The organism is Pseudoxanthomonas sp. LjRoot125, from assembly GCF_964252705.1.
Classification (GTDB): Bacteria; Pseudomonadota; Gammaproteobacteria; order Xanthomonadales; family Xanthomonadaceae; genus Pseudoxanthomonas_A.
In genome coordinates this window covers 1,795,979-1,818,848 of the sequence record NZ_CAXUOY020000001.1, presented here as the reverse complement: position 1 = coordinate 1,818,848, position 22,870 = coordinate 1,795,979, and the positions used below count along the sequence as shown (strand labels likewise).

Annotated in this window: 24 protein-coding genes; all 24 read right to left on the bottom strand. The window is 65.6% G+C overall.

Annotated features, from left to right (window positions below; genetic code table 11):
- Positions 1-8: 8 nt before the first annotated feature.
- Positions 9-314: an NADH-quinone oxidoreductase subunit NuoK gene (nuoK, locus tag ACSION_RS08390; protein ID WP_056881218.1), complete on the bottom strand. Its 306-nt coding sequence runs from the start codon at positions 312-314 to the stop codon at positions 9-11.
- Positions 311-964, bottom strand: a complete 654-nt coding sequence (locus ACSION_RS08385) for an NADH-quinone oxidoreductase subunit J (RefSeq protein WP_093490627.1) — start codon at positions 962-964, stop codon at positions 311-313. Before ACSION_RS08385 ends, nuoK begins: the two co-directional genes overlap by 4 nt.
- Before the next feature lie 10 nt (positions 965-974).
- On the bottom strand, positions 975-1,463 hold the full coding sequence (gene nuoI, locus ACSION_RS08380; RefSeq protein ID WP_162108528.1) for an NADH-quinone oxidoreductase subunit NuoI: 489 nt from the start codon (positions 1,461-1,463) through the stop codon (positions 975-977).
- Between the two features lie 3 nt (positions 1,464-1,466).
- Entirely contained in the window at positions 1,467-2,558 is a 1,092-nt protein-coding gene (nuoH, locus tag ACSION_RS08375) for an NADH-quinone oxidoreductase subunit NuoH (protein ID WP_435305607.1), read from the bottom strand.
- Complete coding sequence (gene nuoG, locus ACSION_RS08370; protein ID WP_435305606.1) at positions 2,555-4,789, bottom strand: NADH-quinone oxidoreductase subunit NuoG; 2,235 nt, start codon at positions 4,787-4,789, stop codon at positions 2,555-2,557. The genes nuoH and nuoG overlap by 4 nt, the downstream gene beginning before the upstream one ends.
- The gene (gene nuoF, locus ACSION_RS08365) at positions 4,786-6,156 is read right to left on the bottom strand and encodes an NADH-quinone oxidoreductase subunit NuoF (RefSeq protein ID WP_435305605.1); all 1,371 of its coding nucleotides are present in this window, start codon (positions 6,154-6,156) and stop codon (positions 4,786-4,788) included. Before nuoF ends, nuoG begins: the two co-directional genes overlap by 4 nt.
- Before the next feature lie 4 nt (positions 6,157-6,160).
- Positions 6,161-6,688 carry an NADH-quinone oxidoreductase subunit NuoE gene (gene nuoE, locus ACSION_RS08360; protein WP_056881212.1) on the bottom strand — a complete coding sequence of 176 codons (528 nt, stop codon included), beginning with the start codon at positions 6,686-6,688 and terminating at the stop codon, positions 6,161-6,163.
- The gene (locus ACSION_RS08355; protein ID WP_435305604.1) at positions 6,685-7,989 is read right to left on the bottom strand and encodes an NADH-quinone oxidoreductase subunit D; all 1,305 of its coding nucleotides are present in this window, start codon (positions 7,987-7,989) and stop codon (positions 6,685-6,687) included. The genes nuoE and ACSION_RS08355 overlap by 4 nt, the downstream gene beginning before the upstream one ends.
- Positions 7,986-8,711: an NADH-quinone oxidoreductase subunit C gene (locus ACSION_RS08350; protein ID WP_056881210.1), complete on the bottom strand. Its 726-nt coding sequence runs from the start codon at positions 8,709-8,711 to the stop codon at positions 7,986-7,988. Before ACSION_RS08350 ends, ACSION_RS08355 begins: the two co-directional genes overlap by 4 nt.
- A gap of 42 nt (positions 8,712-8,753) precedes the next feature.
- Entirely contained in the window at positions 8,754-9,308 is a 555-nt protein-coding gene (locus tag ACSION_RS08345) for a NuoB/complex I 20 kDa subunit family protein (RefSeq protein ID WP_056881209.1), read from the bottom strand.
- Positions 9,299-9,655 carry an NADH-quinone oxidoreductase subunit A gene (locus tag ACSION_RS08340; protein ID WP_056881208.1) on the bottom strand — a complete coding sequence of 119 codons (357 nt, stop codon included), beginning with the start codon at positions 9,653-9,655 and terminating at the stop codon, positions 9,299-9,301. Before ACSION_RS08340 ends, ACSION_RS08345 begins: the two co-directional genes overlap by 10 nt.
- 608 nt (positions 9,656-10,263) lie before the next feature.
- Positions 10,264-10,509: a DUF2274 domain-containing protein gene (locus tag ACSION_RS08335; protein WP_000108283.1), complete on the bottom strand. Its 246-nt coding sequence runs from the start codon at positions 10,507-10,509 to the stop codon at positions 10,264-10,266.
- Positions 10,506-11,786, bottom strand: coding sequence for a TrbI/VirB10 family protein (locus ACSION_RS08330; protein ID WP_435305603.1), 1,281 nt, complete (start codon positions 11,784-11,786; stop codon positions 10,506-10,508). The genes ACSION_RS08335 and ACSION_RS08330 overlap by 4 nt, the downstream gene beginning before the upstream one ends.
- Positions 11,787-11,788: 2 nt before the next feature.
- The gene (gene trbG / locus ACSION_RS08325; protein ID WP_000776560.1) at positions 11,789-12,781 is read right to left on the bottom strand and encodes a P-type conjugative transfer protein TrbG; all 993 of its coding nucleotides are present in this window, start codon (positions 12,779-12,781) and stop codon (positions 11,789-11,791) included.
- On the bottom strand, positions 12,778-13,482 hold the full coding sequence (gene trbF / locus ACSION_RS08320) for a conjugal transfer protein TrbF (protein WP_001211312.1): 705 nt from the start codon (positions 13,480-13,482) through the stop codon (positions 12,778-12,780). The genes trbG and trbF overlap by 4 nt, the downstream gene beginning before the upstream one ends.
- 18 nt (positions 13,483-13,500) lie before the next feature.
- The gene (gene trbL, locus ACSION_RS08315) at positions 13,501-14,868 is read right to left on the bottom strand and encodes a P-type conjugative transfer protein TrbL (protein ID WP_001000746.1); all 1,368 of its coding nucleotides are present in this window, start codon (positions 14,866-14,868) and stop codon (positions 13,501-13,503) included.
- Complete coding sequence (locus ACSION_RS08310; protein ID WP_014603538.1) at positions 14,865-15,191, bottom strand: hypothetical protein; 327 nt, start codon at positions 15,189-15,191, stop codon at positions 14,865-14,867. The genes trbL and ACSION_RS08310 overlap by 4 nt, the downstream gene beginning before the upstream one ends.
- Before the next feature lie 12 nt (positions 15,192-15,203).
- Positions 15,204-15,947 (bottom strand): P-type conjugative transfer protein TrbJ, encoded by a 744-nt coding sequence (gene trbJ / locus ACSION_RS08305; protein ID WP_003092277.1) that lies wholly within the window; start codon positions 15,945-15,947, stop codon positions 15,204-15,206.
- The gene (gene trbE / locus ACSION_RS08300) at positions 15,944-18,394 is read right to left on the bottom strand and encodes a conjugal transfer protein TrbE (RefSeq protein WP_000933135.1); all 2,451 of its coding nucleotides are present in this window, start codon (positions 18,392-18,394) and stop codon (positions 15,944-15,946) included. The genes trbJ and trbE overlap by 4 nt, the downstream gene beginning before the upstream one ends.
- A gap of 12 nt (positions 18,395-18,406) precedes the next feature.
- Positions 18,407-18,676, bottom strand: coding sequence for a VirB3 family type IV secretion system protein (locus ACSION_RS08295; protein ID WP_003092280.1), 270 nt, complete (start codon positions 18,674-18,676; stop codon positions 18,407-18,409).
- Complete coding sequence (locus ACSION_RS08290; RefSeq protein ID WP_000150010.1) at positions 18,673-19,059, bottom strand: TrbC/VirB2 family protein; 387 nt, start codon at positions 19,057-19,059, stop codon at positions 18,673-18,675. Before ACSION_RS08290 ends, ACSION_RS08295 begins: the two co-directional genes overlap by 4 nt.
- Positions 19,056-20,126 (bottom strand): P-type conjugative transfer ATPase TrbB, encoded by a 1,071-nt coding sequence (gene trbB, locus ACSION_RS08285; RefSeq protein ID WP_023093367.1) that lies wholly within the window; start codon positions 20,124-20,126, stop codon positions 19,056-19,058. Before trbB ends, ACSION_RS08290 begins: the two co-directional genes overlap by 4 nt.
- Positions 20,123-20,599, bottom strand: a complete 477-nt coding sequence (locus tag ACSION_RS08280) for a ribbon-helix-helix protein, CopG family (protein ID WP_000085131.1) — start codon at positions 20,597-20,599, stop codon at positions 20,123-20,125. The genes trbB and ACSION_RS08280 overlap by 4 nt, the downstream gene beginning before the upstream one ends.
- The gene (locus ACSION_RS08275) at positions 20,596-22,593 is read right to left on the bottom strand and encodes a conjugal transfer protein TraG (protein WP_001163195.1); all 1,998 of its coding nucleotides are present in this window, start codon (positions 22,591-22,593) and stop codon (positions 20,596-20,598) included. Before ACSION_RS08275 ends, ACSION_RS08280 begins: the two co-directional genes overlap by 4 nt.
- Positions 22,594-22,870 lie beyond the last annotated feature (277 nt).

Below are 22,870 nucleotides of genomic sequence, written 5' to 3'. Positions count from 1 at the left end.
TCGGTGCATCAGCCTTTGAGCGTATCGACTTCGGCCACGTTGATCGTGCGCCGGGTGCGGAACAGGGTGACCAGGATCGCCAGGCCGATGGCGGCCTCGGCCGCGGCCACGGTGAGGATGAAGAACACGAAGATCTGTCCGGCGGCGTCGCCCAGTTCGCGCGAGAAGGCGACGAAGTTGATGTTGACCGACAGCAGCATCAGCTCGATCGACATCAGCAGGACGATGACGTTCTTCCGGTTGAGGAAGATGCCGGCCAGGCTGATGCAGAACAGCACCGCACCCAGCGCCAGCAAGTGGCCTACGGAAATCATGCCTTGCCCTCCCCTTCCACCGGCGCGCTGGCCGGCACTTCGCGCACCGGCTTCTCGGCCGGCATCGACACCATGCGGATGCGGTCGCTGGCCTTGACCCGCGACTGCTCCGCCGGGTCCTGCGTCTTGTTGCCCGTGCGCTTGCGCAGCGTCAGCATGACGGCGGCCACAACGGCCACGGTCAGGATGACGGCGGCGAATTCGAACGGCAGCAGGAACTCGGTGAACAGCGAGCGCGCCAACCATGCCGTGTTCGAGACGTCGGCGGCAGCGGAGGCGGCGTTGTCCGGGAACGGCGTGGCGGTGCGCGCCTTGATACCGATCAGCACCAGCATCTGGCCCAGCATCACCACCGCCACCAGCAGGCCGATGGGCAGGAACTTCACCCAGCCCTCGCGGATCTTCACGATGTCGATGTCGAGCATCATCACCACGAACAGGAACAGCACCATCACCGCACCCACGTAGACGAGGATCAGGGCGACGCCGAGGAACTCGGCGCCTACCAGCAGCCAAGTGCAGGCCACCGAGAAGAACGTCAGGATGAGGCACAGCACGGCATGCACCGGGTTGCGCACGCTGATCACCGCGCCGGCGGCGATGACCGCGACGGTGGCGAAGGCGTAGAAACTGATCAGGACCCAATCCATGCTTCGGACCTCAACGGAAGGCGGCGTCGGCGGCGCGGCGCTCGGCGATCTCGGCTTCCAGCCGGTCTCCGATCGCCAGCAGCTGCGGCTTGGTGACGATGTTCTGCCCGCGCTTGTCGAAGTGGTACTCCAGCACGTGCGTTTCCACGATCGAGTCCACCGGGCAGCTCTCTTCGCAGAAGCCGCAGTAGATGCACTTGAACAGATCGATGTCGTAGCGCGTGGTGCGGCGCGTGCCGTCCTCGCGCGGGGCCGAATCGATGGTGATCGCCAGCGCAGGACACACCGCTTCGCACAGTTTGCAGGCGATGCAGCGTTCTTCGCCGTTCGGATAGCGGCGCAGCGCGTGCAGGCCGCGGAAGCGCGGCGACTGCGGGAACTTCTCCATCGGGTACATCAGCGTGTACTTCGGCTTGAAGGTGTACTTCAGCGTCAGCCACAGGCCCTGGAGCAGCTCCAGCAGCATCAGGCTCTTGAAGTAGTGCACAACCTTGCTCATGTCTTACACACCCTTCTCGAACACGCCGAAGAACACCAGCAACGCCGTCACCGCGATCCAGAAGATCGTGAGCGGGATGAACACCTTCCAGCCCAGGCGCATGATCTGGTCGTAGCGGTAACGCGGGAAGCTGGCACGGAACCAGATGTAGGCGCTGGCGAAGAACAGGACTTTCAGCAGCAGCCACGGCCAACCGCCGGTCCAGATCCAGTTGATCCACGGCGACACGTCGGCCGTGATCCAGCCCTGCAGCGGACTGAGCCAGCCGCCGAGGAAGAACAGCGACACCAGGAAGCTGACCAGGATCATGTTGGCGTATTCGGCCAGGAAGAACAGCGCGAACGCCGCACCCGAGTACTCCACCATGTGGCCGGCCACGATCTCCGATTCGCCTTCCACCACGTCGAACGGCGAACGGTTGGTTTCGGCGACACCGGACACCCAGTAGACGATGAAGAGCGGGAACAGCGGCAGCCAGAACCACTCGAAGAAGCCGGAATCGCCCGCCTGCGCCATCACGATGTCGGTCAGGTTCAGGCTGCCAGCGGCGATCAGCACGCCCACCAGCGCGAAGCCCATCGCGATCTCGTAGCTGACGACCTGCGCTGCGGAGCGCATCGCGCCCAGGAACGCGTACTTCGAGTTGGACGCCCAGCCGGCGATGATGATGCCGTACACGCCCAACGAGGTCATCGCCAGCAGGTACAGCAGGCCGGCATTGGCGTTGGACAGCACCAGCTGGTAGTCGAACGGCACCACCGCCCACGCGGCGAACGCCGGTGCGAGCACGATCAGCGGCGCGATCACGTACATCGCCTTCTGCGCGCTGCTGGGCTGGATGATTTCCTTGAACAGCAGTTTGAAGACGTCGGCGAAGGCCTGGAAGATGCCCATGCCCACGTACATCGGCCCGTGGCGCACGTGCATCCAGCCGATCAGCTTGCGTTCCCAGACCACGTAGAACGCGACCGAGATGATGACCGGCATGGCGACCACCAGGATCTTCAGCACGATCCACAGCACCGTGCCGATGTCGCCCAGCCCGAAGAACCACTCGCGCAGGGGGCCGACGGCGTTGATCAACAGTTCGTTCATGCGCTCACCACCGTCACGCGTCCGGCACCCAGGGGGGCCGTGGCGCCGTAGCCACTTTCGATCCAGGCCGCACCCGCCGCGACGCGGGCATCGACCACCACCGGCAGCGCCGCGGTACCGATCCCGTTGCCGACCTTCGCGACCTGGCCATCGGCCACGCCGGCGGCCTGCGCATCGGCCGGGTTGAGCACGATGCGCGCGCCGACATTCAGCGGATGCGCCTGCAGCGCTTCGGCGCGGCGGACGGTGCCGTCCGTGCGATAGATCGCGGCGCTGACCGCGAGCTCCAGGCCCTGCCCTTGCGCCGCGGGCGCCGCGGACTTGGCGATGGAGACCGTCTTCGGATGCGCAATCGCGTCGCGCATGCCCGCGGCGTCGGCAAACTCGAAACCGGCCAACTGCAGCTCGCCACCCAGGGCACGCAGGACCTTCCAGCCCTCGCGTGCTTCGCCCGGCAGCTTGCCGGAGGCCTGCGTATGCTGGTTCTTGCCATCGAGATTGGTCAGCGTTGCCTCGATTTCCGGCAGTGCGCCGATCGGCAAGATCACGTCGGCCACGTCGCGCGTGGACTTGCAGGCGAAGTGGCTGAACGCCACGACCTTCGACGAAACCAGCGCCTTGGTAGCCGCCGGCGTATCGGCGAAATCCAGGCCCGGTTCGATGCCGTAGATGACGTAGGCGTTGCGCGGCTCGGCGAACATGCCGGCGACGTCGCGAGCGCTCGGCAGCACGCCCTGGCGCGCCAGGCCGACGGCATTGGCGCCCTGCGGGATGCGGCACAGCGAGGCGCCCGTCGCGCCGGCGAACTCGCCAGCGGCGGCACGCAGCGCAGCGGCCTGCGGATGATTCTCCACGATCCCGCCGACCAGCACGACAGCGCGGTTGGCGCTCTTCGCGACCTCACGCAACGCGGCGTCATTGAGGGCGCCGCCCAGCTGCGACGGCGCGACGATCTGCTTGCCGGCCACGCTGAAGGCGAAATCGAAGTCGACCGGATTGACCACGTGCACCTTGGCGCCCTTGCGGACGGCCTTGCGGATGCGCTGGTGCAGCAGCGGCAATTCGTGGCGCACGTTGGTGCCGAACAGCACGATGACGTCGGCCTGCTCGATCTCCGCCAGCGGCAGCGTGAACGGCTCGGCGACGGCGCCGTCGGAGAAGTCGCGGTTGTTGATGCGGTGGTCCAGGTTGCCGGTACCGAGGCCTTCGGCAAGCTTCGCCAGCAGGCCACCCTCCTCGTTCGACACCGCCGGGTGCACCAGCACGCCAAGGCTGTCGCCGCGGTTCGCGCGCAGGATCTCGGCGGCGGCGGACAGGCCTTCGGCCCAGGAGACGTCTCGCCACTCGCCGTTGACCTTCTGCAGCGGCTTCACCGCGCGGTCCTCGGCGTACAGGCCCTGGTGCGAATAGCGGTCGCGATCGGACAACCAGCATTCGTTGACCGCCTCGTTCTCGCGCGGCACCGTGCGCAGCACCTGGCCACGGCGGGCGTGGTGGAACACGTTGGAGCCCATCGCGTCGTGGAAGCCGATGGATTCGCGCGCGATCAGTTCCCACGGGCGGGCGCGGAACTGGAACACCTTGTTGGTCAGCGCGCCCACCGGGCAGACGTCGATGACGTTGCCGGAAATCTCGGTGGTCAGCGGCTTGCCGTCGTAGGTGCCGATCTGCAGGTTCTCGCCGCGATACATGCCACCCAGCTCATACGTGCCGGCGACGTCCGCGGTGAAACGCACGCAGCGCGTGCACTGGATGCAGCGGGTCATCTCGGTGGCGACCAGCGGACCGATGTCCTCGTCCGGCACCACGCGCTTGCGCTCCTGGAAGCGGCTGACCGAACGGCCGTAGCCCAGCGACAGGTCCTGCAACTCGCATTCGCCACCCTGGTCGCAGATCGGGCAGTCCAGCGGGTGGTTGATCAGCAGGAATTCCATCACGTTGCGCTGCGACTTCAACGCCTTGTCGCTGCGCGTGGCGATCTTCATGCCATCCATCACCGGCGTGGCGCAGGCCGGTGCCGGCTTCGGCATCTTCTCGACTTCCACCAGGCACATGCGGCAGTTGGCCGCGATCGGCAGCTTCTCGTGGTAGCAGAAGCGCGGGATCGGGATGCCGGCCTTGTCGGCCGCCTGGATGATCATCGAACCCTTGGGCGCGGCCAACTCCTGCCCGTCGATGAAGACGGTGACGTGGTCGGGCGGCAGGTTGGGATTCACGGGCTGCGCACTCACGCGGCCACCTCCAGGTTGGAACGGACCACCTTGCCGTCCCGCTCGTCATCGACGAGGAAACGCTTGTTGACGATCGCGTATTCGAATTCGTGCCAGAAATGGCGCAGCATGCCCTGCACCGGCCACGCGGCGGCTTCGCCGAACGCGCAGATGGTGTGGCCTTCGATCTGACCCGCGGCCGCGCGCAGCGTCTGCAGGTCCTCGATCGTGGCCTTGTGCTCGGCCACGCGGGTCAGCATGCGGTACATCCAGCCGGTGCCTTCACGGCACGGCGTGCACTGGCCGCAGCTTTCCTTGAAGTAGAAGCGCGCGATGCGCTGGCACGCACGCACCATGCAGGTGGTGTCGTCCATCACGACCACGGCACCCGAACCCAGGCCGGAACCAGCCTTCTGGATGCTGTCGTAGTCCATCGTCAGGCCCATCATCACCTCGCCCGGCAGCACCGGCATCGAGGAGCCGCCCGGAATGACCGCCTTGAGCTTGCGGCCTTCGCGCATGCCGCCGCAAAGCTCCAGCAGGTCGGCGAACGAGGTGCCCAGGCGGATCTCATGGTTGCCCGGACGTGCGACGTGGCCGGAGACCGAGAAGATCTTGCAGCCGCCGTTGTTCGGCTTGCCGAGGCTCATGAACCACTCGGCGCCATTGCGCACGATCGCCGGCACCGACGCATAGGTCTCGGTGTTGTTGATCGTGGTCGGCTTGCCGTACAGGCCGAAGTTGGCCGGGAACGGCGGCTTGAAGCGCGGCTGGCCCTTCTTGCCTTCCAGCGACTCCATCAGCGCGGTTTCTTCGCCGCAGATGTAGGCGCCCGCGCCGAGCGCGTTGTACAGGTCGATGTCCACGCCGGAGCCGAAGATGTTCTTGCCCAGCCAACCGTGTTTGTAGGCTTCAGCGGTCGCTTCTTCCAGATGCTCGAAGGGCTCGTGGTGGAATTCGCCGCGCAGGTAGTTGTAGCCCACGGTCGAGCCGGTGGCGTAGCAGGCGATCGCCATGCCCTCGATCACCGCATGCGGGTTATAGCGCAGGATGTCGCGATCCTTGGCGGTGCCCGGCTCGGATTCGTCCGAATTGCAGAGGATGTACTTCTGCATGTCGCCCTTGGGCATGAAGCTCCACTTCAGGCCGGTGGGGAAGCCCGCGCCGCCACGGCCGCGCAGGCCGGACTGCTTGACCATCTCGACGACGTCGGCCGGCGGGATCTTCTCTTCGATGATCTTGCGCAGCGCGGCGTAGCCGCCGGTCTTCAGGTAGTTCTCGTACGACCACGGCTTGTCGAAATGCAGCGTGGTGTAGACGGCCTGGTGCTCCTTCGGAGCAGGACCGACCGGGCCGTAGCCTTCGGAATAGTGGGAATGGCCTGCCATGCGCTTACTCCAGCCCGTCCAGCAGCTCGTCGACCTTCGCCGGCGTGAGATTCTCGTGGTAGTGGCCGTTGATCACGACCACCGGCGCGCCGCAGCACGCGGCCACGCACTCTTCTTCGCGCTTCAGGTACACGCGGCCGTCGGCGGTGGATTCGCCGAGCTTGCAGCCCAGCTTCTTCTCGGCATGCGCGACCAGGTCCTGGGCGCCATTGAGCCAGCAGCTGATGTTGGTGCAGAAAGCCACGTTGTTGCGGCCGACTTTCTCGGTCTCGAACATCGAGTAGAAACTGGCGACCTCGTAGGCCCACACCGGCGGCAGGTCGAGATACTTGGCGACGGCGGCGATCAGCTCGTCGGTCAGCCAGCCCTCGTTCTGTTCCTGCGCGGCGTGCAGGCCCTGCAGCACCGCGGAGCGCTTGCGGTCCGGCGGGAACTTGGTCAGCCAATGATCGATGTGCGCGCGCGTCTCGTCGCTCAACGCCACCAGCGGATCGACGTTCTGCGCCGCTTCGAAATTACCCGTGGCCCTCATCGGTCCACCTCACCAAAGACAAGATCATAGGTACCGATCATCGCGACGACGTCGGGGAGCATGTGGCCGCGCACGATTTCGTCCATCGAGGACAGGTGCGCGAAGCCCGGTGCGCGAAGCTTCACGCGGAACGGCTTGTTGGCGCCGTCGGACACCAGGTAGCAGCCGAACTCGCCTTTCGGCGCCTCGACCGCGGCATAGGTTTCGCCGGCCGGCACGCAGTAGCCTTCGCTGAAGAGCTTGAAGTGGTGGATCAGCGCTTCCATGTCGTCCTTCATTTCCTCGCGCGAGGGCGGAGCGACCTTGAAGTTCTGCACCATGACCGGGCCGGGGTTGGCCTTCAGCCACTTCACGCACTGCTGGATGATGCGGTTGGACTGGCGCATTTCGGCGACGCGGACCAGGTAGCGGTCGTAGCAGTCGCCATTGACGCCGACGGGGATGTCGAAATCGACCACGTCGTACTTCGCGTACGGCTGCTTCTTGCGCAGGTCCCACGCGATGCCCGAACCGCGCAGCATCGCGCCGGTCATGCCCAGCGCGCGCGCCTGTTCCGGCGAGACCACGCCGATGCCGACGGTGCGCTGCTTCCAGATGCGGTTGTCGGTCAGCAGCGTCTCGTACTCGTCGACGCGCTTGGGGAACTCGTTGGTGAAGTCTTCCAGGAAGTCGAGCAGCGAACCCTCGCGCGCCTGGTTGAAGTGGGCCAGGGACTTGCCCTTGCGCCACGGCGATTCCTTGTACTTCGGCATGCGGTCCGGCAGGTCGCGGTAGACGCCGCCGGGACGGTAGTACGCCGCGTGCATGCGCGCACCGCTGACCGCTTCGTAGCAATCCATCAGCTCTTCGCGTTCGCGGAACGCGTACAGCATGACCGCCATCGCGCCGAGGTCGAGCGCGTTGGAACCGATCCACATCAGGTGGTTCAGGATGCGGGTGATCTCGTCGAACATCGTGCGGATGTACTGCGCACGCTCCGGCGCCTCGATGCCCATCAGGGTCTCGATGGCGCGCACGTAGGCGTGCTCGTTGCACATCATCGACACGTAATCCAGGCGATCCATGTAGCCGATCGACTGGTTGAACGGCTTGGATTCGGCCAGCTTCTCGGTACCCCGGTGCAGCAGGCCGACGTGCGGATCGGCACGGACGATCGTCTCGCCGTCCATTTCCAGGATCAGGCGCAGCACGCCGTGCGCGGCCGGATGCTGGGGGCCGAAGTTCAACGTGTAGTTGCGGATTTCCTGCTTGGCTTCGGCAGGATTGCTAGCGAACGCGGTGCCGGATTGCGGATTGCTCATGCCTTGCCCTCACGCGCCGCGGCTTCGCCGGCGGCGGTCTGGTAGCGCGCATCGTCGCGGATCACGCGCGGCACGCCGACGCGCGGTTCGACCGAGGTGACCGGCTCGTACACCACGCGCTTCTTCTCTTCGTCGTAACGCACTTCGACGTTGCCGATCAGCGGGAAGTCCTTGCGGAACGGATGACCGACGAAACCGTAGTCGGTCAGGATGCGGCGCAGGTCCGGATGGCCTTCGAAGATGATGCCGTACAGGTCGAACGCTTCGCGCTCGAACCAGTTCAGGCCCGGCCATACATCGGACACCGATGCCACCACCGGCAGGCCGTCGTCGGGCGCGAAGCAGCGCACGCGCACGCGACGGTTGTGCTGGTACGACAGCAGGTGCAGGACCACGGCGAAACGGTTCGGCCGGGCGGCGTCGCGCGGACGCTGTTCCCAGCTGAAGCGACCCGGGCCGAAGCCTTCGACGCCGCGGCTGAAGCCTTCGGACGACACGTCCGCGGTATCCCACTCGGCACTGCCGTAACCCAGGTAGTCCACGCCGCTGACGTCGACGGCCTGCTCGAAGCCGAATTCGTCGCGCAACGCGAGCGCGACGGCGTGCCACGATGCCGACGGCACTTCCAGGGTGACTTCGCCGCGCGGCTCGGCGACGCTGACCGTCGCGTCGGCGAAGCGCGCGCGCAACTGGTCGGTGAAGTTTGCAGCTTGCTCAGCCATGGGGCGTGGCGTGCTCTAGAAAGGGAACGGGGGAGAGACGGATCAGCGCGCGATGGTCTGCGTGCGCCAGATCTTCTTCTGCAACTGCAGGATGCCGTACACCAGCGCTTCGGCCGTGGGCGGGCAACCGGGCACGTAGACGTCCACGGGCACGATGCGGTCGCAACCACGGACCACGGAGTACGAGTAGTGGTAGTAGCCGCCGCCGTTGGCGCAGCTGCCCATCGAGATCACCCACTTCGGGTCGGGCATCTGGTCGTAGACCTTCCGCAGCGCCGGGGCCATCTTGTTGACCAGGGTGCCGGCGACGATCATCACGTCGGACTGGCGCGGCGACGGGCGGAACACCACGCCGTAGCGGTCCAGGTCCAGGCGCGAGGTGCCGGCATGCATCATCTCGACCGCGCAGCAGGCCAGGCCGAACGTCATCGGCCACATCGAGCCGGTACGCGCCCAGTTCATCAGCGCATCGACGCTGGTGGTCACGTAGCCCTTTTCCAGCAGCGGGTTGTCGCCCTCGGGGCGCAGGATGTCGTCCACCCGCCCTTCCGGGATCGGGTTGTTCATCAGACGATCGACGGTCTGGATCACTCCCATTCGAGCGCTCCCTTCTTCCAAACGTAAATGAAGCCGAGGAACAGCATGCCCACGAACAGGCCCATCGTGACCAACGCACGCGGGCCGAGCTCCTGGAACACCAGCGTCCACGGAACGATGAAGATGATTTCCAGATCGAAGACGATGAACTGGATGGCGATCAGGTAGTAGCGCACGTCGAACTTCATGCGCGCATCTTCGAAGGCCTCGAAGCCGCATTCGTACGGCGACAGCTTCTGCGCGTCCGGACGGCGGGGGCCGAGGAACCGTCCGACCACCATCAGCGCGATGCCGATGCCGGTGGCGACGATCAGGAACAACAGGGTGGGCAGGTAATTGGCCAGCACTCGCTTGTCTCTTCTAGTCCTTTCCGCCCGACCGCATGCGACTGCGTCCGGGCCTGAACGGGGCTCGCGCCATCAACCGGGGCCCGGCGTTCGCCGCGGCCCTGGCCAGCGGCGCAGGGGCATCGGGACTTCCGCACGGCCCGGAGCCCGACGGCACATCCACCTTGGCGTACCGGCGCATACCGCGCCGATCCACCCTCCGCGGGCCCCCTTCCGCAACACGTACCGGGCGCCCGATGAATCGACGGGATTGTAACGGTTGGTGAACTGGGTAGTAAACGATTACCCGCGCGTATCGCGATGCGCGGGCCAACAAAAAAGTGCCGGTGTCAATTCTTTCGCGCAAATCAAGAAGGACTTGAAACCGTATATGGGACAGTAGGTTAGCTCCTTTCGGGGCCGCTTAGAAGAAGAGCGGCGTTGTCGGCTAGGAGCGACATAGGAGCGTTGGGAGAGAAAGCCGCATCGCACTGTGTAGTGCTGGATTGCCGAGGAACGGCGGGCCTGTCGCATCATCATAGCCCAACAGGCTCGGCGGCATCCAGAATGAAGAACGCGCAGCCTGGGCTGCGCGTTCGATGGATGCCGTTGAATAGCATGCGGTGCAATCATGGCGGCTTCGGTGGTGTGCTGCGGGTCGCCGTGCCCTTCCTGAATCCTCGATCCCCCGCCATGAACGCTTCCAGCATATGCGGGATCAGCGTCGCCGCATCAACGGCCTCGCCATACGCCTGCGCGTGTAGCGCGGCGTAGCGGTCGAGGTCGACTTTCAAGCTGGTCGGGCAAACGAAAGTCAGCTTGGTGCTCTCGGTCTTCGGCAGCGGGCCGAGCCGCAGCTTCTTGGTCGTGCTCATCGTGAAGTCCCCCGGTTGAAGAACAGCGGCTGGTACGGCCGCAGCACCAGATCCCGGTTGACGATGATGCGAACCGGCAGGCCCGGCCGTTGCGTTAAGGTCGGCTGGATGTTGAGGTTGCGCCGGGTCATCTCCTGGCCGACCTGATTGATGCTGTCCTGCGCGCTGTCGCGCCCAGCGATGATGACGCGATCACCATCCTGCCGGTTCTCCGGCGCGGCCAGCTCGGCACCGACGCCCAGCAGCGTGGTGAGTGCCGCACCGGCAAAGATGCGGCCCCAGTGGTAGTCCACATCGTCCTCCAGCCCGGCATAGCCGGCTGGGTCGGTGCCGGCCAGGTTGTCGAGCGTGAGCGAAGACGTGTCCGGCAGGATGATCCGGTTCCAGACGACTTGAACGCGGCTCTGCCCGTAGCTGACCTGGCTGTTGTATTTGCCCAGGATGCGCGAACCCTGCGGAATCAGCAGGAAGCGCCCGGTGGCTGTGTCATAGACCGGCTCCGTCACCGTGGCGATCACGTCGCCGGGCAAGTCCGACTTGATGCCCGTCACCAAGGCACCTGCGACCACTGTTCCGGCCATAACCTGATACGGCGAAATTGGCAGAGTCAGATTGCCGGAATTACGGGTTTCAGTGGGGCCAGCTTTCATGAAAGCCTCTTTCTGGTCTTGCCGGTTTTGCACCGCTGTCGGGTCAGCAGGTTGGGCCGCCGTGGAGGCCGGCCCGGCCGCCAGCGGGTCAAACGCCGCATTGGCGGCGAAGCCCGGCGCAGCGGCCACCTGTGTCTGCGCTACCGGCGCCGCATTCTGCCCACCCGAGCGGAAGAACACGGACGAGGCCGCGGCCACCTCGGCTTCTTTTCGCAGGGCATCGTTCGGGTCGTGACCGGGGGCCGCGTAGGCAGCCGTCGCCGGTTGCTGCGACTTCACGATAGCCGGGCCAAGATCGCCCGGCAGCGGTGGCCCTAGTTCGGGAACGGCAGGCAGCAACGCCGGCGGCAGCTTGGAATAGTCCGTCGGCAGCGCATCCAGTCCTTCCGACTTTGACACGCGATCGACGTTGTAAAGCTCGGTCTGCTCGCCTGTGCTGCGTCGATGAGGTTGCAGCGACCACATCAGCGCGCCGAGCACGGCGACCGCTAGGACGCCGGCAAGGATGGCCAGCGAGCGCCGGTTCAGGCGTGTGACTGGACGCGGCTGGGCGCGCAGCGCCACTGCCTCCGGCGCCACCTTGTCCGCCTGCGGCGCGGCAAGGTCGGGAGTGTCATCCTGGCTCATGGTCAGTTCCTCCGTGCAACACCATCGGTGCGCTCGATCCGCACCACGTCGCCGCCATCGCCGCCCAGCCGCAGTTCGGCCGCGCCGAACAGGCGATCCACGACGTAGTACGGCGAGCGAAAACGGTAGTTCACCAGTTGCCCGTCGCCCTGCGCGCCGATGACAAACAGCGGCGGCAGCTCGCCCTGGGCGATGCCCGGCGGGAACTGGATATAGACCTTCTCTCCATCATCGAAGGCGCGCAGAGGCTTCCACGGCGGGTTGCTGCCCGATACCGCGTAGCGGAAGCGGATCTTGTCCAGCGACAGGCCCGTATCGACAGGCGTTGTTGCCTGCGCTGCCTGCGCCTGGCGCTGCAACGCGAGCATTCGGTCTTTCGGATAGTCCCAGGACACCGACGCCATCCATGCCCTCTCGGTCGAGGTCAGCTCCAGCAGGTAGGTGCGCCGACTGGTGGTGATGACGAGATTGGTTTTCAGACCGGAGCGGATAGGCTTGACCAGCACATTGACGCGCAGATCGGCCCCGCCGCCGCTGGACGTGTCGCCCACGATCCAGCGCACGGTATCGCCGGCGGCGACCGTTACCAGTTCCTCGCCCGGTTGAAGCGAAACCACCGTCACGCGCCCCGGCGACGCATAGACCTGATAAAGCGCGCCATCGGTGAACGGCCACACCTGAATCGCGTTGACGTAGCCCTCACGGGTAGGCGCGATACGCGCTTCTGCATTGGCACGGGAAACGCGCACCTTTTCGTCGGCCGGCTCCGGCGCAACGGGGGCCTCATCGAGTTCCGGCAGGGGCTTCAACTGCGCCGGCAGCGCCAGCGGTTCAGGGACGGCGACGACTTCGACGGGCTTGGGCGGTTCGGGCAACGGCTGGGCCAGCACCGTCTCGTCGAGCGAGATGGATGGCGGCGGCTTCCCCTGCGAGGCGCAGCCCGCGAGGGCCAGCAGCGTCAAAGGAACAACGTAAAGGCGGAAACGAAGTTTCATGGTTTGGCTCCTTCGGAAGAATCCAGTTCGCGGCTCCATGACAGGCCGTTGACGTAGATACCCAATGGGTTCTTGAGCAGGCGCTGTTCAGTACGCGGGGTTTGCAGGACGGTCGAAAGCACGGCGTTCCAGCGTTCGGTGCCGGCGGGCGCACCGTTGACATAGCGCTGCTCTGTCCAGCGCACGTTGAAAGACGTGTCGCTCGCGCGAACCACGCTGGTGATTTGCACCGTTACCGATTCCTTGCCGATGCGGGCGAATGGGTCATTGGTGCGGGCGTAGTCGTTGAGCACCGCCGCGCCCTTGTCGGTGGTGTAGTCGTAGGCATCGAGCCAGTTCTGCCGCACCACGATGGGGTCGATGGACAGCGAGCGAACCAGCGTCACGAAGCGCGCCAGGTGGTGCGCGATCTGCGCGTCGCCGGGCCGGTACGGCGTGGCGGCCTCTCCCACGGCGCGCACCTGCCCGGCTTGATCGACCTCGATGACATAGGGCGTCACGATGGACTGCGCCGAGCGCCACACCAGGCCGCCGGCCATCAACAGCGCGAGCACTAGGCAGCCGAAGGCCATCAGGCGCCAATTCTTCGCCTGCACGCGGGCGGAGCCGATACGGTCGTCCCACACCTGGGCGGCGGCTTGATACGGGGTGGCAGGCTGCGGCGTATCGGCGTAGCGCACCTGCGGTCGTTTGAATCGCATGGGTGTTCTCCTTGAAGGTTAGGTATCGGAATCCCGCAGGCTCGGGCCTTGCCCGGAGCCGCCGCCGTCGCCGCCGCGCAGCGTGTGGGCGGCAGTGGTCGCGGCATGGGTAGCCTGCTGGCGGCGGTGCATCCGCTTGGCCCAGGCCGGTTGCTCTTGCTTCTGCGAGCCTGCGGTGCCGTCTGCGGTCTGGCCGGGGCCAGCACCGTCGCTGCCGGCTTCTGTGCCGTTCCAGCCAGCGCGGAAGGAGTCGGCCACCTTCTGCCCAACAGCGGAAGCACCAGAGGTGACGCTGCGGCCTGCGGCTTGTGCGCCAGTCTTGGCGACATTGCCGAGGCCAGCCGCCGCGCCCTTGGCACCGCCGCCGGCCGCAGCGGAACCGGCCTGGAACGCCGATCGGGCACTGCCGGCCGCCGAAGTCGCGGCACGCGCACCGGCACCGGCCAGCTTTGCGGCCGCCGGGGCCATTCGTGCCCCGGCCATGACGGCGCCGCCCACGCCCGTTACGGCGGCGCCGATGGCAACGCCGGTGCCGACAGCCCCGACCGCAGCACCAGCCATCGCGCCCGCACCAAGCTGTGGCGCACCGGACACCAGGCCGGTGGCGATACCGGGGCCGAAAATGCCCAGCGCCAGCAGCGCGAGCGAGGCCAGCATCACGACCAGCGCGTGGTCGATGGATGGTTCGTCGGGATGCACCTGGAACTCGGCGAACAGGCCTGAACCGATGCCGACGATGACGGCCAGCACCAAGACCTTGATGCCTGACGACACCACGTTGCCTAGCACCTTTTCCGCGAGGAACGAGGTCTTGTTCCAGAGTGCAAACGGGATCAAGACGAAGCCGGCGAGCGTAGTCAGTTTGAACTCGATCAGCGTGATGAAAAGCTGTACGGCCAGCACGAAGAAGCAGAGGATCACCACCAGCCAGGCGATGAACAGAACCACGATAGGGTCGATGTTCACGAACACCTCGGGGAACCCAGCCATGTCCCCGATCTGTTCCAGAATCGGCGCGGCTGCGTCGATGCCGGTCTTCGCCAGCCGGCCCGGCTGAAGGAAGTTCTCCATCGTGATGGCCGAGCCGGTAGCGGTAATTCCCAAGCCGGCGAACGAGCGGAACACGATGCTCGCCAGCCAGTTGAAGTTGCCGATGATGTAGGCGAACGCGCCGACACAGAGCACCTTGCGCAGCAGCTTGGCGATCACGTCGTCGCCCTGGCCGGTGGCGTGGCTCATGGCCCAATACAGGCCAGCGATCGTCATGTCGATGACGATGAGCGTGGCGGTGAGAAATGCCACTTCGCCCTGCAATAAGCCGAAGCCCGAGTCGATGTAGCGCGAGAACGTATCGAGGAAACGGTCGATGATGGTCACGTCGTTCATGGCGAATCCTCGGGCGGAGTGAGCGGAACGGCGCCCTCTGGCAATTCATCTGCGGGCGTATCGAAGCTCGGCGGAATCGGCGGGAGTTCAGCCAGCGAGTTGTATTCATCCGGCCCGGTATGGCCGGCGAAGAAGCGCCGCCGGAAGGCTTCAGCGGCGGCGCGGCAGGCATCCTCGCCCACGGCCTGCCGGTCGGCCGCGCATTGCCCGCGCAACGCCTTGAGCCGCACCGGATCTGCGGCCAGGGCGTCGGCCAGGTTCTCGGCCGGCTGCTGGCCGCACGCGGTCAGCAGCACGGCCATCAGGACGGAAGCGCATCGCATGGCCGCCTCCGGTCAGTTGTTATAGAAGTTGACGGACTGCGGCGTGTACGGCGTGCCGGTGCCCAGAAAGCGCCGCCGCACTTCGCGGGCGCGCTCCATAGCCGCCGCTTGCCGCGCCAGTTCCAGTGAAGCGGCCCGGTCTTGCGTGATCTGGAGCTGCTGCGCCTGGATCGACTGCTTGGCCTGCAAAGCCAGGAGCTGGTTCGTCGCCTGCATCGCTTGCAGCGCGCCGGTGGCCGACTGGCTCTGGCTCACGAGATCGGCCAGCGCGCTTTCGTCTTGGGCGAGGTTCTGCGACACCTGCGCCTGCATCCGCATCGCGGTGTGCAAGCCGTTCAAGGTGTTCTGCCAGCGTTCGCGGGCGTCCTGTGCCATGCGGTCGCCGCTGATGGTGGCGGCGTACTGTTCCGGGTACAGGCGGGCGAACGTGGCATCCATGCTCTGCACGTCGTAGGCCAAGCCGCGCGCCTCGGCGATCAGGCGCTCGGTGGTGGCGAGCGTCGAGCGCAGGCGGTTGACGATGTTGAAGTCGAGATTTGCCAGGTTCCTGGCCTGGTTCATCAACATCTGCGCCTCGTTCTGAAGCTGGTTGATCTGGTTGTTGATCTGTTCCAGCGTGCGCACGGCGGTCAGCGTGTTCTGCACGAAGTTGGACGGGTCGAACACCGTCAGCGCGGATGCGGGCTGCACGGCCAGCAGCGATACCGACAGCACGGCAGCGAGTGAGACAGAGAGCAAACGGGGCTTGGTCTTCATGGTGAAACCTCCAGCGGTTGAGAAGCGAGAAAGGAAGCTGCCGCCGGAGCGGACGGCAGCAGGTCGGCGGCCCAGCCGAGGCCGCGATGGCGCAGCCACGCGCCGGCGAAGCCGGGAGCGCCGGCCTGCGTCAGCACGCGGTCAATATCGCGTTGGTCTTGAGGGGTGGATGCGCCCGCGAATGCGAGCGCGACAGGCCCCAGGTCGAGGTCGAACAGGCGATTGCCGAGGCGCGACTGGTAGTAGTAATCGCGCTTGGGCTGTGCGGTCGCCACGATCTCAATCTGGCGGCTGTTCAAGCCGAAGCCTTCGTAGATCGTGCGAATCTGCGGCTCGGTGGCCTGCGGGTTAGGTAAGAAGATCCTGCTCGCGCAGCTTTCGATGATGGCTGGCGCGATGGTCGAGTCCTTGATGTCGGCCAGCGACTGCGTGGCAAAGATGACGCTGACGTTCTTTTTTCTGAGCGTCTTGAGCCATTGCCGGATGCGGGCCGCGAAGGACGGCTCATCGAGGAACAGCCACGCTTCATCGAGGATCAGCAGCGTGGGCGCGCCGTCAAAACGTTCGTCGAAGCGGGCGAACAGGTAGCGCAGCACTGCTTGCACGGCGGCGGGGCTGTGCATCAGTTCTTCCATCTCAAAGCCCTGCACGTCGGCCATGCCCAGCCGGTCGTGGTCAGCGTCCAGCAGCTTGCCGTGGGCGCCGCCCAACACATAGGGCGCGAGCGCTTGGCGCAGCGCGTTGGACTGCAATAACACCGACAAGCCGGTCATGGTGCGCTGCTCCACTGGCGCACCGGCAAGGCTTCGCAGCGCCGACCAAATGGCAGCCTTCTCGTCCGGGCCGACCGTCACGCCTTCGTGCAGCAGCCGGCCCTCCACCCATTCGGCGGCCCAGGTGCGGTAGCCCTCGTGGGCTATTCGCGCGAGTGGCTGGAAGGCGATGCCGCCATCGGCACCGAGGTCGTAGTGCTCACCGCCAAGGCCGAGGATGGTGGCGCGCATCGAGCGCCCCATGTCGAAGGCGAAGATCCGCGAGCCGAAGTAGCGCCGGAACTGCATGGCCAATATGGCGAGCAGCACCGACTTGCCCATGCCGGTCGGCCCGGCGACAAGGGTGTGCCCCACGTCGCCGATGTGCGTCACCAGCCGGAACGGCGTCGCGCCATCGGTGCGGGTGACGATCAGCGGCGGGCCATCGAGGTGTTCGTTCTTCTCCGGCCCAGCCCATACCGCTGACATCGGCATCATGTGCGCCAGGTTCAGCGTCGAAACGATGGGCTGACGCACGTTCGCGTATGCGTTGCCGGGGACGGACGACAGCCAGGCATCGACTGCGTTGAGGGTTTCGGGGATGGTCACGAAACCCCGGCCCTGGATGACGCGCTCCACCATGCGCAGCTTCTCGTCGGCCACGGCCGGGTCGGCGTCGAGCACCGTCACCGTGGCGGTGAGGTAGCCGAAGGCGACTTGATCGCTGCCCAGCTCCTGCAAGGCGGCATCGGCGTCGGCGGCCTTGTTGCTGGCATCGGTATCGACCAGCGGGCTTTCCTGCTGAAAGATCGTTTCGCGCAGCAGCGCGATGACGTTCTTGCGCTTGGCGAACCATTGGCGCCGCAAGCGCCCCAATTCCCGTTCCGCCTCGGCTTTGTCCAGGCACAGGAAGCGCGTACTCCAGCGATACGCAAAGCCCAGGCGGTTGAGGTCGTCCAAGATCCCCGGCCAGGTCGAGGTCGGGAAGCCTCGTACCGACACCACGCGCAGGTGCTGATCGCCCAGCATGGGCGCCAGGCCGCCGACCAGCGCGGCATCGGCCAGCAGTGCGTCGATATGGAACGGCACGTCGGGCACGCCGACGCGATAGCGCCGCGTGGAGACTGTGGCATGCAGGTAGGTCAGCGTCTGGCTATCGTCCAGCCAGGCAATCTCCGGCATCACACCATCGAGCAGGTCGAACACGCGATCGGTCTCTGCCACGAAGGAATCAAGCCGACCACGCCAGTCCACACCCTCAGTGGGCCGGTTCTCGTACAGCATCCCAGCCGCACGGGCGCGAGACTCTTGCGGCGGTAGGTGTTGCAACGTGAAGTGATAGACGCTCTCGAAATGGCCATCCGACTCCTCGAACGCCGCGCGTCGCTCCTCATCCACCAGCCAGGACAGTGGTTCGGGAAAGGAGGATTGCGGATAGCTCGATGCCCGCATCCGCTCGGCCTCGATATAGAAGGCCCAGCCAGACCCGGTACGGCGAAGCGCGTTGTTCTGCCGCGCCGACGTGGCAATCAGCTCGCCCTGTGTCGCACTGTCCAAGTCGGGGCCGCGAAACTGGAACGTGCGTTGAAACGAACCATCTTTGTTCAGCACAACGCCCGGCGCGACCAGCCCGGCCCAGGGCAGCCAGTCGGCAAGCAAGGCCGGGCGCTGACGATATTCGGCAAGGTTCAGCATGGCGTCCTCCCCTCACACGTCCAGAAGCGGGCGGTGTTTGATATGCCGCGCGAAGACCTGCATGAACTGCGGATCGACGCGCGCACCCCATACGGCCAGCGAGTGGCCGACGATCCAGAGCACCACGCCGGGAATCCACAGTTGCAGGCCCAGCCCGACGGCGGCGGCTAGCGTGCCGTTGGCAATCGCCACGGTGCGCGGCGCACCGCCCAGCAGGATCGGCTCGGTCAGCGAGCGATGCAGCGGCACTTCAAAGCCCGGAAGATCGGTGGCCTTACTCATACGACGGCCCCTCCGGAGAAGCTGAAGAACGACAGGAAGAACGAGGACGCGGCGAACGCGATGGACAGGCCGAACACGATCTGGATCAGCTTGCGAAAGCCGCCGCTGGTATCACCGAACGCCAGCGCAAGCCCCGTCGAGATGATGATGATCACCGCCACGATCCGGGCGACTGGCCCTTGGATGGATTCGAGGATGGAGGTCAGCGGCCCTTCCCACGGCATCGAGGAACCGGCGGCCTGCGCCGTGCCCGCCAGCAACAGCATCAGCGCGGCCAGCAGCAGCCCTTGCCCTGCGGGACGGGCCAGGTGGCGCAGCCGCGCCATGCTGGACAGGCGAGAAATAGGATTTACGGAAAGACGGAAAGCATCAACGTGCGTCATGGCAGTTCTCCAGGTTGGTCAGGGGTCGAGGAAGGCGCAGCGGCAGCGGCTGCAAGAGGAACCGGCGGCAGCTCGGGAAACGGCGTTTCCAGCGCATCTGTCAGGCGATAGCCCGCACCGTCGAAGCCGACGACACGGGAGATGGTTTCGACGTGACGTTTGCGGCCACGGCCTGCGATGTGAATCACCACGTTGACCGCCTCGGCGATCAGGGCGCGGGGCGGATTCACTGCCACTTCGAGGATCAGTTGCTCCAGACGCAGCAGTGCGCCCAAGGCGGAGCCGGCATGGATGGTGGCAATGCCGCCGGGGTGGCCGGTGCCCCAGACCTTCACCAAGTCCAGGGCTTCGCCGCCACGCACTTCGCCGACGATCACGCGGTCAGGCCGCAGGCGCATCGTGGCCCGCACCAGCTCGGTCATTGTGACGACGCCGGCGCGGGTGCGCAGCGGCACATGGTCGCGGGCCGCGCATTGCAGCTCGATGGTGTCTTCGAGCACCAGCACGCGGTCGCCTGTGGCGGCGATCTCGGCCAGCAGCGCGTTCGCCAGCGTGGTCTTGCCGGTGCTGGTGCCGCCGGCGATCAGGATGTTCTGCCGCTCGCGCACGGCGCGGCGCAGGAACTCGGCCTGCCCGGCGGTCAGGATGCCGTCGGCCACGTAGCGATCCAGGCCGATGATGCTCACGGCCCGCTTGCGTAGCGCGAAGGCTGGCCCCGGGGCGGCCGGAGGCAGGATGCCCTCGAAACGCTCGCCGGTTTCCGGCAACTCGGCGGTCAAGAGCGGCTGGCCGCGATGCACCTCCGCGCCGACATGCGCGGCGACCAGGCGGATGATGCGTTCACCATCGGCCTCGGGCATCTCCACGCCCAGCGGCGAGCGACCCGACGACAGCCGATCCACCCACAGGGTGCGATCGGGGTTGAGCATGATTTCCACAACATCCGGATCTTCGAGCGCAGCGGCGATCAGCGGCCCCATCGCCGTGCGCAGCATCTGGATGCGGCGATCCTGGGACGCCGCGGCGGATGAGCGAGATTCAGGCGGAATCTGCGGAACGGCACTCATGACGCACGCTCTGCAGCTCGCTCATCGGCGGACGCCATCGCTGCTGCGTCATCCATCCGCATCGGATCGGGGTGCAGTTCCTCCACCACGTCGCGCACCAGACTGCGGCCACGCAGCAGGTGGCGACCCAACTGCTCGACGAACTGCTCGAAGCGCGCTTTGCCCTGGGCGCGGGCCGCGTCCTTGTGGGCTTCTGGCACCGGCGTGCTGATGGTCAAGAAATAGCGGATGAACAGCGCCAGCGTTTCGATCTGGATGTTCTGGTCGCGCTCCATGCGTTCGGTCTGCCGCGACAGTCGATCCAGCCGCTTGGCAATGGCGGCCTCACGCTGGTCGCCCGCATCGGGTGACAGCCAGGACGCCAAGGCCGCTGCGACGATGGAGGACTTGGACACGCCTTTCTTGGCGGCAAGTTCATCCAGGCGCTTGGCGTGCTCGGGCTGGATGAAAAGATTGAGGCGGTATTGGCTCATAGGTCGATTCCGTCGTTGGGGTCGAGAGAAGCCAGCCGGGCCGTGCGCTGCATGGCCGGGTCGAGCTGGCCGGGAAGCGGGAGCGCCAGGTCGTCGTCATCGAGCAGCTCCAGGTCGTTCGCACACGCGTCCAACTCGGGCTCGTAGGCGACGGTTTCGGAGAGTTCGAGCTGGCGGCGCGGGCCGCCGTCATCGGTGCCGCCCGGACCATCGGCGGATACCGAGGTCGGCGCCGTAGGTACGGCCGGGATCGCCAAGCCGCTCCAGTCGTCGGGGCGGGCTGGCGGCGCGTCGGCGTACCTCCCGACTGCGAGCACGGGCGGTGGCAGGACGCGATCCTTGAAATTGGCGTCGACGTAGTAACGCAGCTTCTTCGCGCGGATCGGGGCAACGCTGGACACCATGACTACGGCGTCCTCAGGTGGAAGCTGCATCACCTCGCCGGGCGTCAGCAGCGGACGTGCAGTTTCCTGACGCGACACCATCAGGTGCCCCAGCCACGGAGCGAGGCGGTGGCCCGCGTAGTTGCGCTGCGCGCGAAGCTCGGTGGCGGTGCCGAGGGTTTCGGAAATCCTTTTCGCCGTCCTTTCGTCGTTGGTGGCGAAAGTCACCCGGACATGGCAGTTGTCGAGGATGGAATGGTTCTGCCCATACGCCTTGTCGATCTGGTTCAGGCTTTGAGCGATGAGAAAGCTGCGGATGCCGTAGCCGGCCATGAAGGCAAGCGCGGACTCGAAAAAATCGAGGCGACCCAGCGCCGGAAACTCGTCCAGCATCAGCAGCAGCTTGTGCCGGCGCGCGATGCCATCGCTGCCGTCGAGCGATTCGGTCAGCCGCCGCCCGATCTGGTTCAAGATGAGCCGGATCAGCGGCTTGGTGCGGCTTATGTCGGAGGGCGGCACCACCAGATAGAGCGATACCGGGTGCTCGGCGGAAATCAGGTCGGCGATGCGCCAATCGCAGCGCGATGTGACTTCGGCCACGGTCGGGTCGCGGTACAGGCCGAGAAACGACATGGCGGTGGAGAGCACGCCCGATCGCTCGTTGTCCGACTTGTTGAGCACTTCGCGGGCAGCGGATGCGACAACCGGGTGAGGCGCATCGCCCAGGTGCTTCGTCGTCATCATCCGGTGCAGCGTCAGCTCGAACGGACACGCCGGGTCGCTGAGGAAGTTGGCGACGCCGCGCAGCGTCTTGTCCTCGCCTGCGTACAGAACATGCAAGATTGCACCGACCAGTAGCGCGTGGCTGGTCTTCTCCCAATGATTGCGCTTCTCTAACGCACCTTCAGGGTCAACCAGAATGTCGGCGATGTTCTGCACGTCGCGCACTTCATGTGCGCCGCGCCGGACTTCAAGCAGCGGGTTGTAGGCGGCCGACTGCCTATCGGTGGGGTTGAAAAGCAGGCAGTGCGAAAAGCGCGAACGCCAGCCCGCCGTGATCTTCCAGTTCTCTCCCTTAATGTCGTGAATGACGGCGGACGCCGGCCACGAAAGCAACGTAGGCACCACCAAGCCCACGCCCTTGCCCGAGCGCGTGGGTGCGAAGCTCAGGACATGTTCCGGCCCCTCATGTCGGAGGTATTGGTCGTCGTGTTGGCCGAGGAAGACGCCCGCCGGGAGGGTCAGTCCAGCTTTGCGGATGTCGACGGCATCGGCCCAGCGTGCCGAACCATAAGTCGTAACCAGCCGCGACTGCCGAGAACGCCATACCGACATGGCGATGGCGACGAGTAAAGCGAACAAACCGCTACCACCCGCAATCGCACCGCCTGTGTCGAAGACGTGCGGCGCGTAGGCATCAAAGAAGAACCACCATTCGAACAAGCGCCACGGGTGATAAACCGGTACACCTAGAAGATCGAACCAGGGCGATCCGAGGCGTACTTGATAGCCAAGGGTCGCTGCTGTCCATTGTGTGGCGCCCCAGACGCCGGCGATCACGATGCCGATTACCACAGCGATCTGGCCGAACAGAACGTTCGTCCCTTGCATGACCTGTCCTCCGATTTCTCCTGCGCTGGTGTCTCATTGAAAGCGTTGCACAGGGGGTGTCGCAGGCGTCAGGATCGGTTCTGGGCTAGTGCCGGTCAAAGACCGTTCGCAGCACAATGGTCGAGGGAAAAGAAAGAATGAGCGCGGTGGCGAGTCAAAGAAAAGCGCCGCAAGCGAAAGCGCACTGCGGCGCATACAGAGTTCCAAGCAAGTTACCCAAAAAAAGCCGTCAATGGGCCTTGCTTCCACTCATAGGCAATATTTAGATATCATGAAA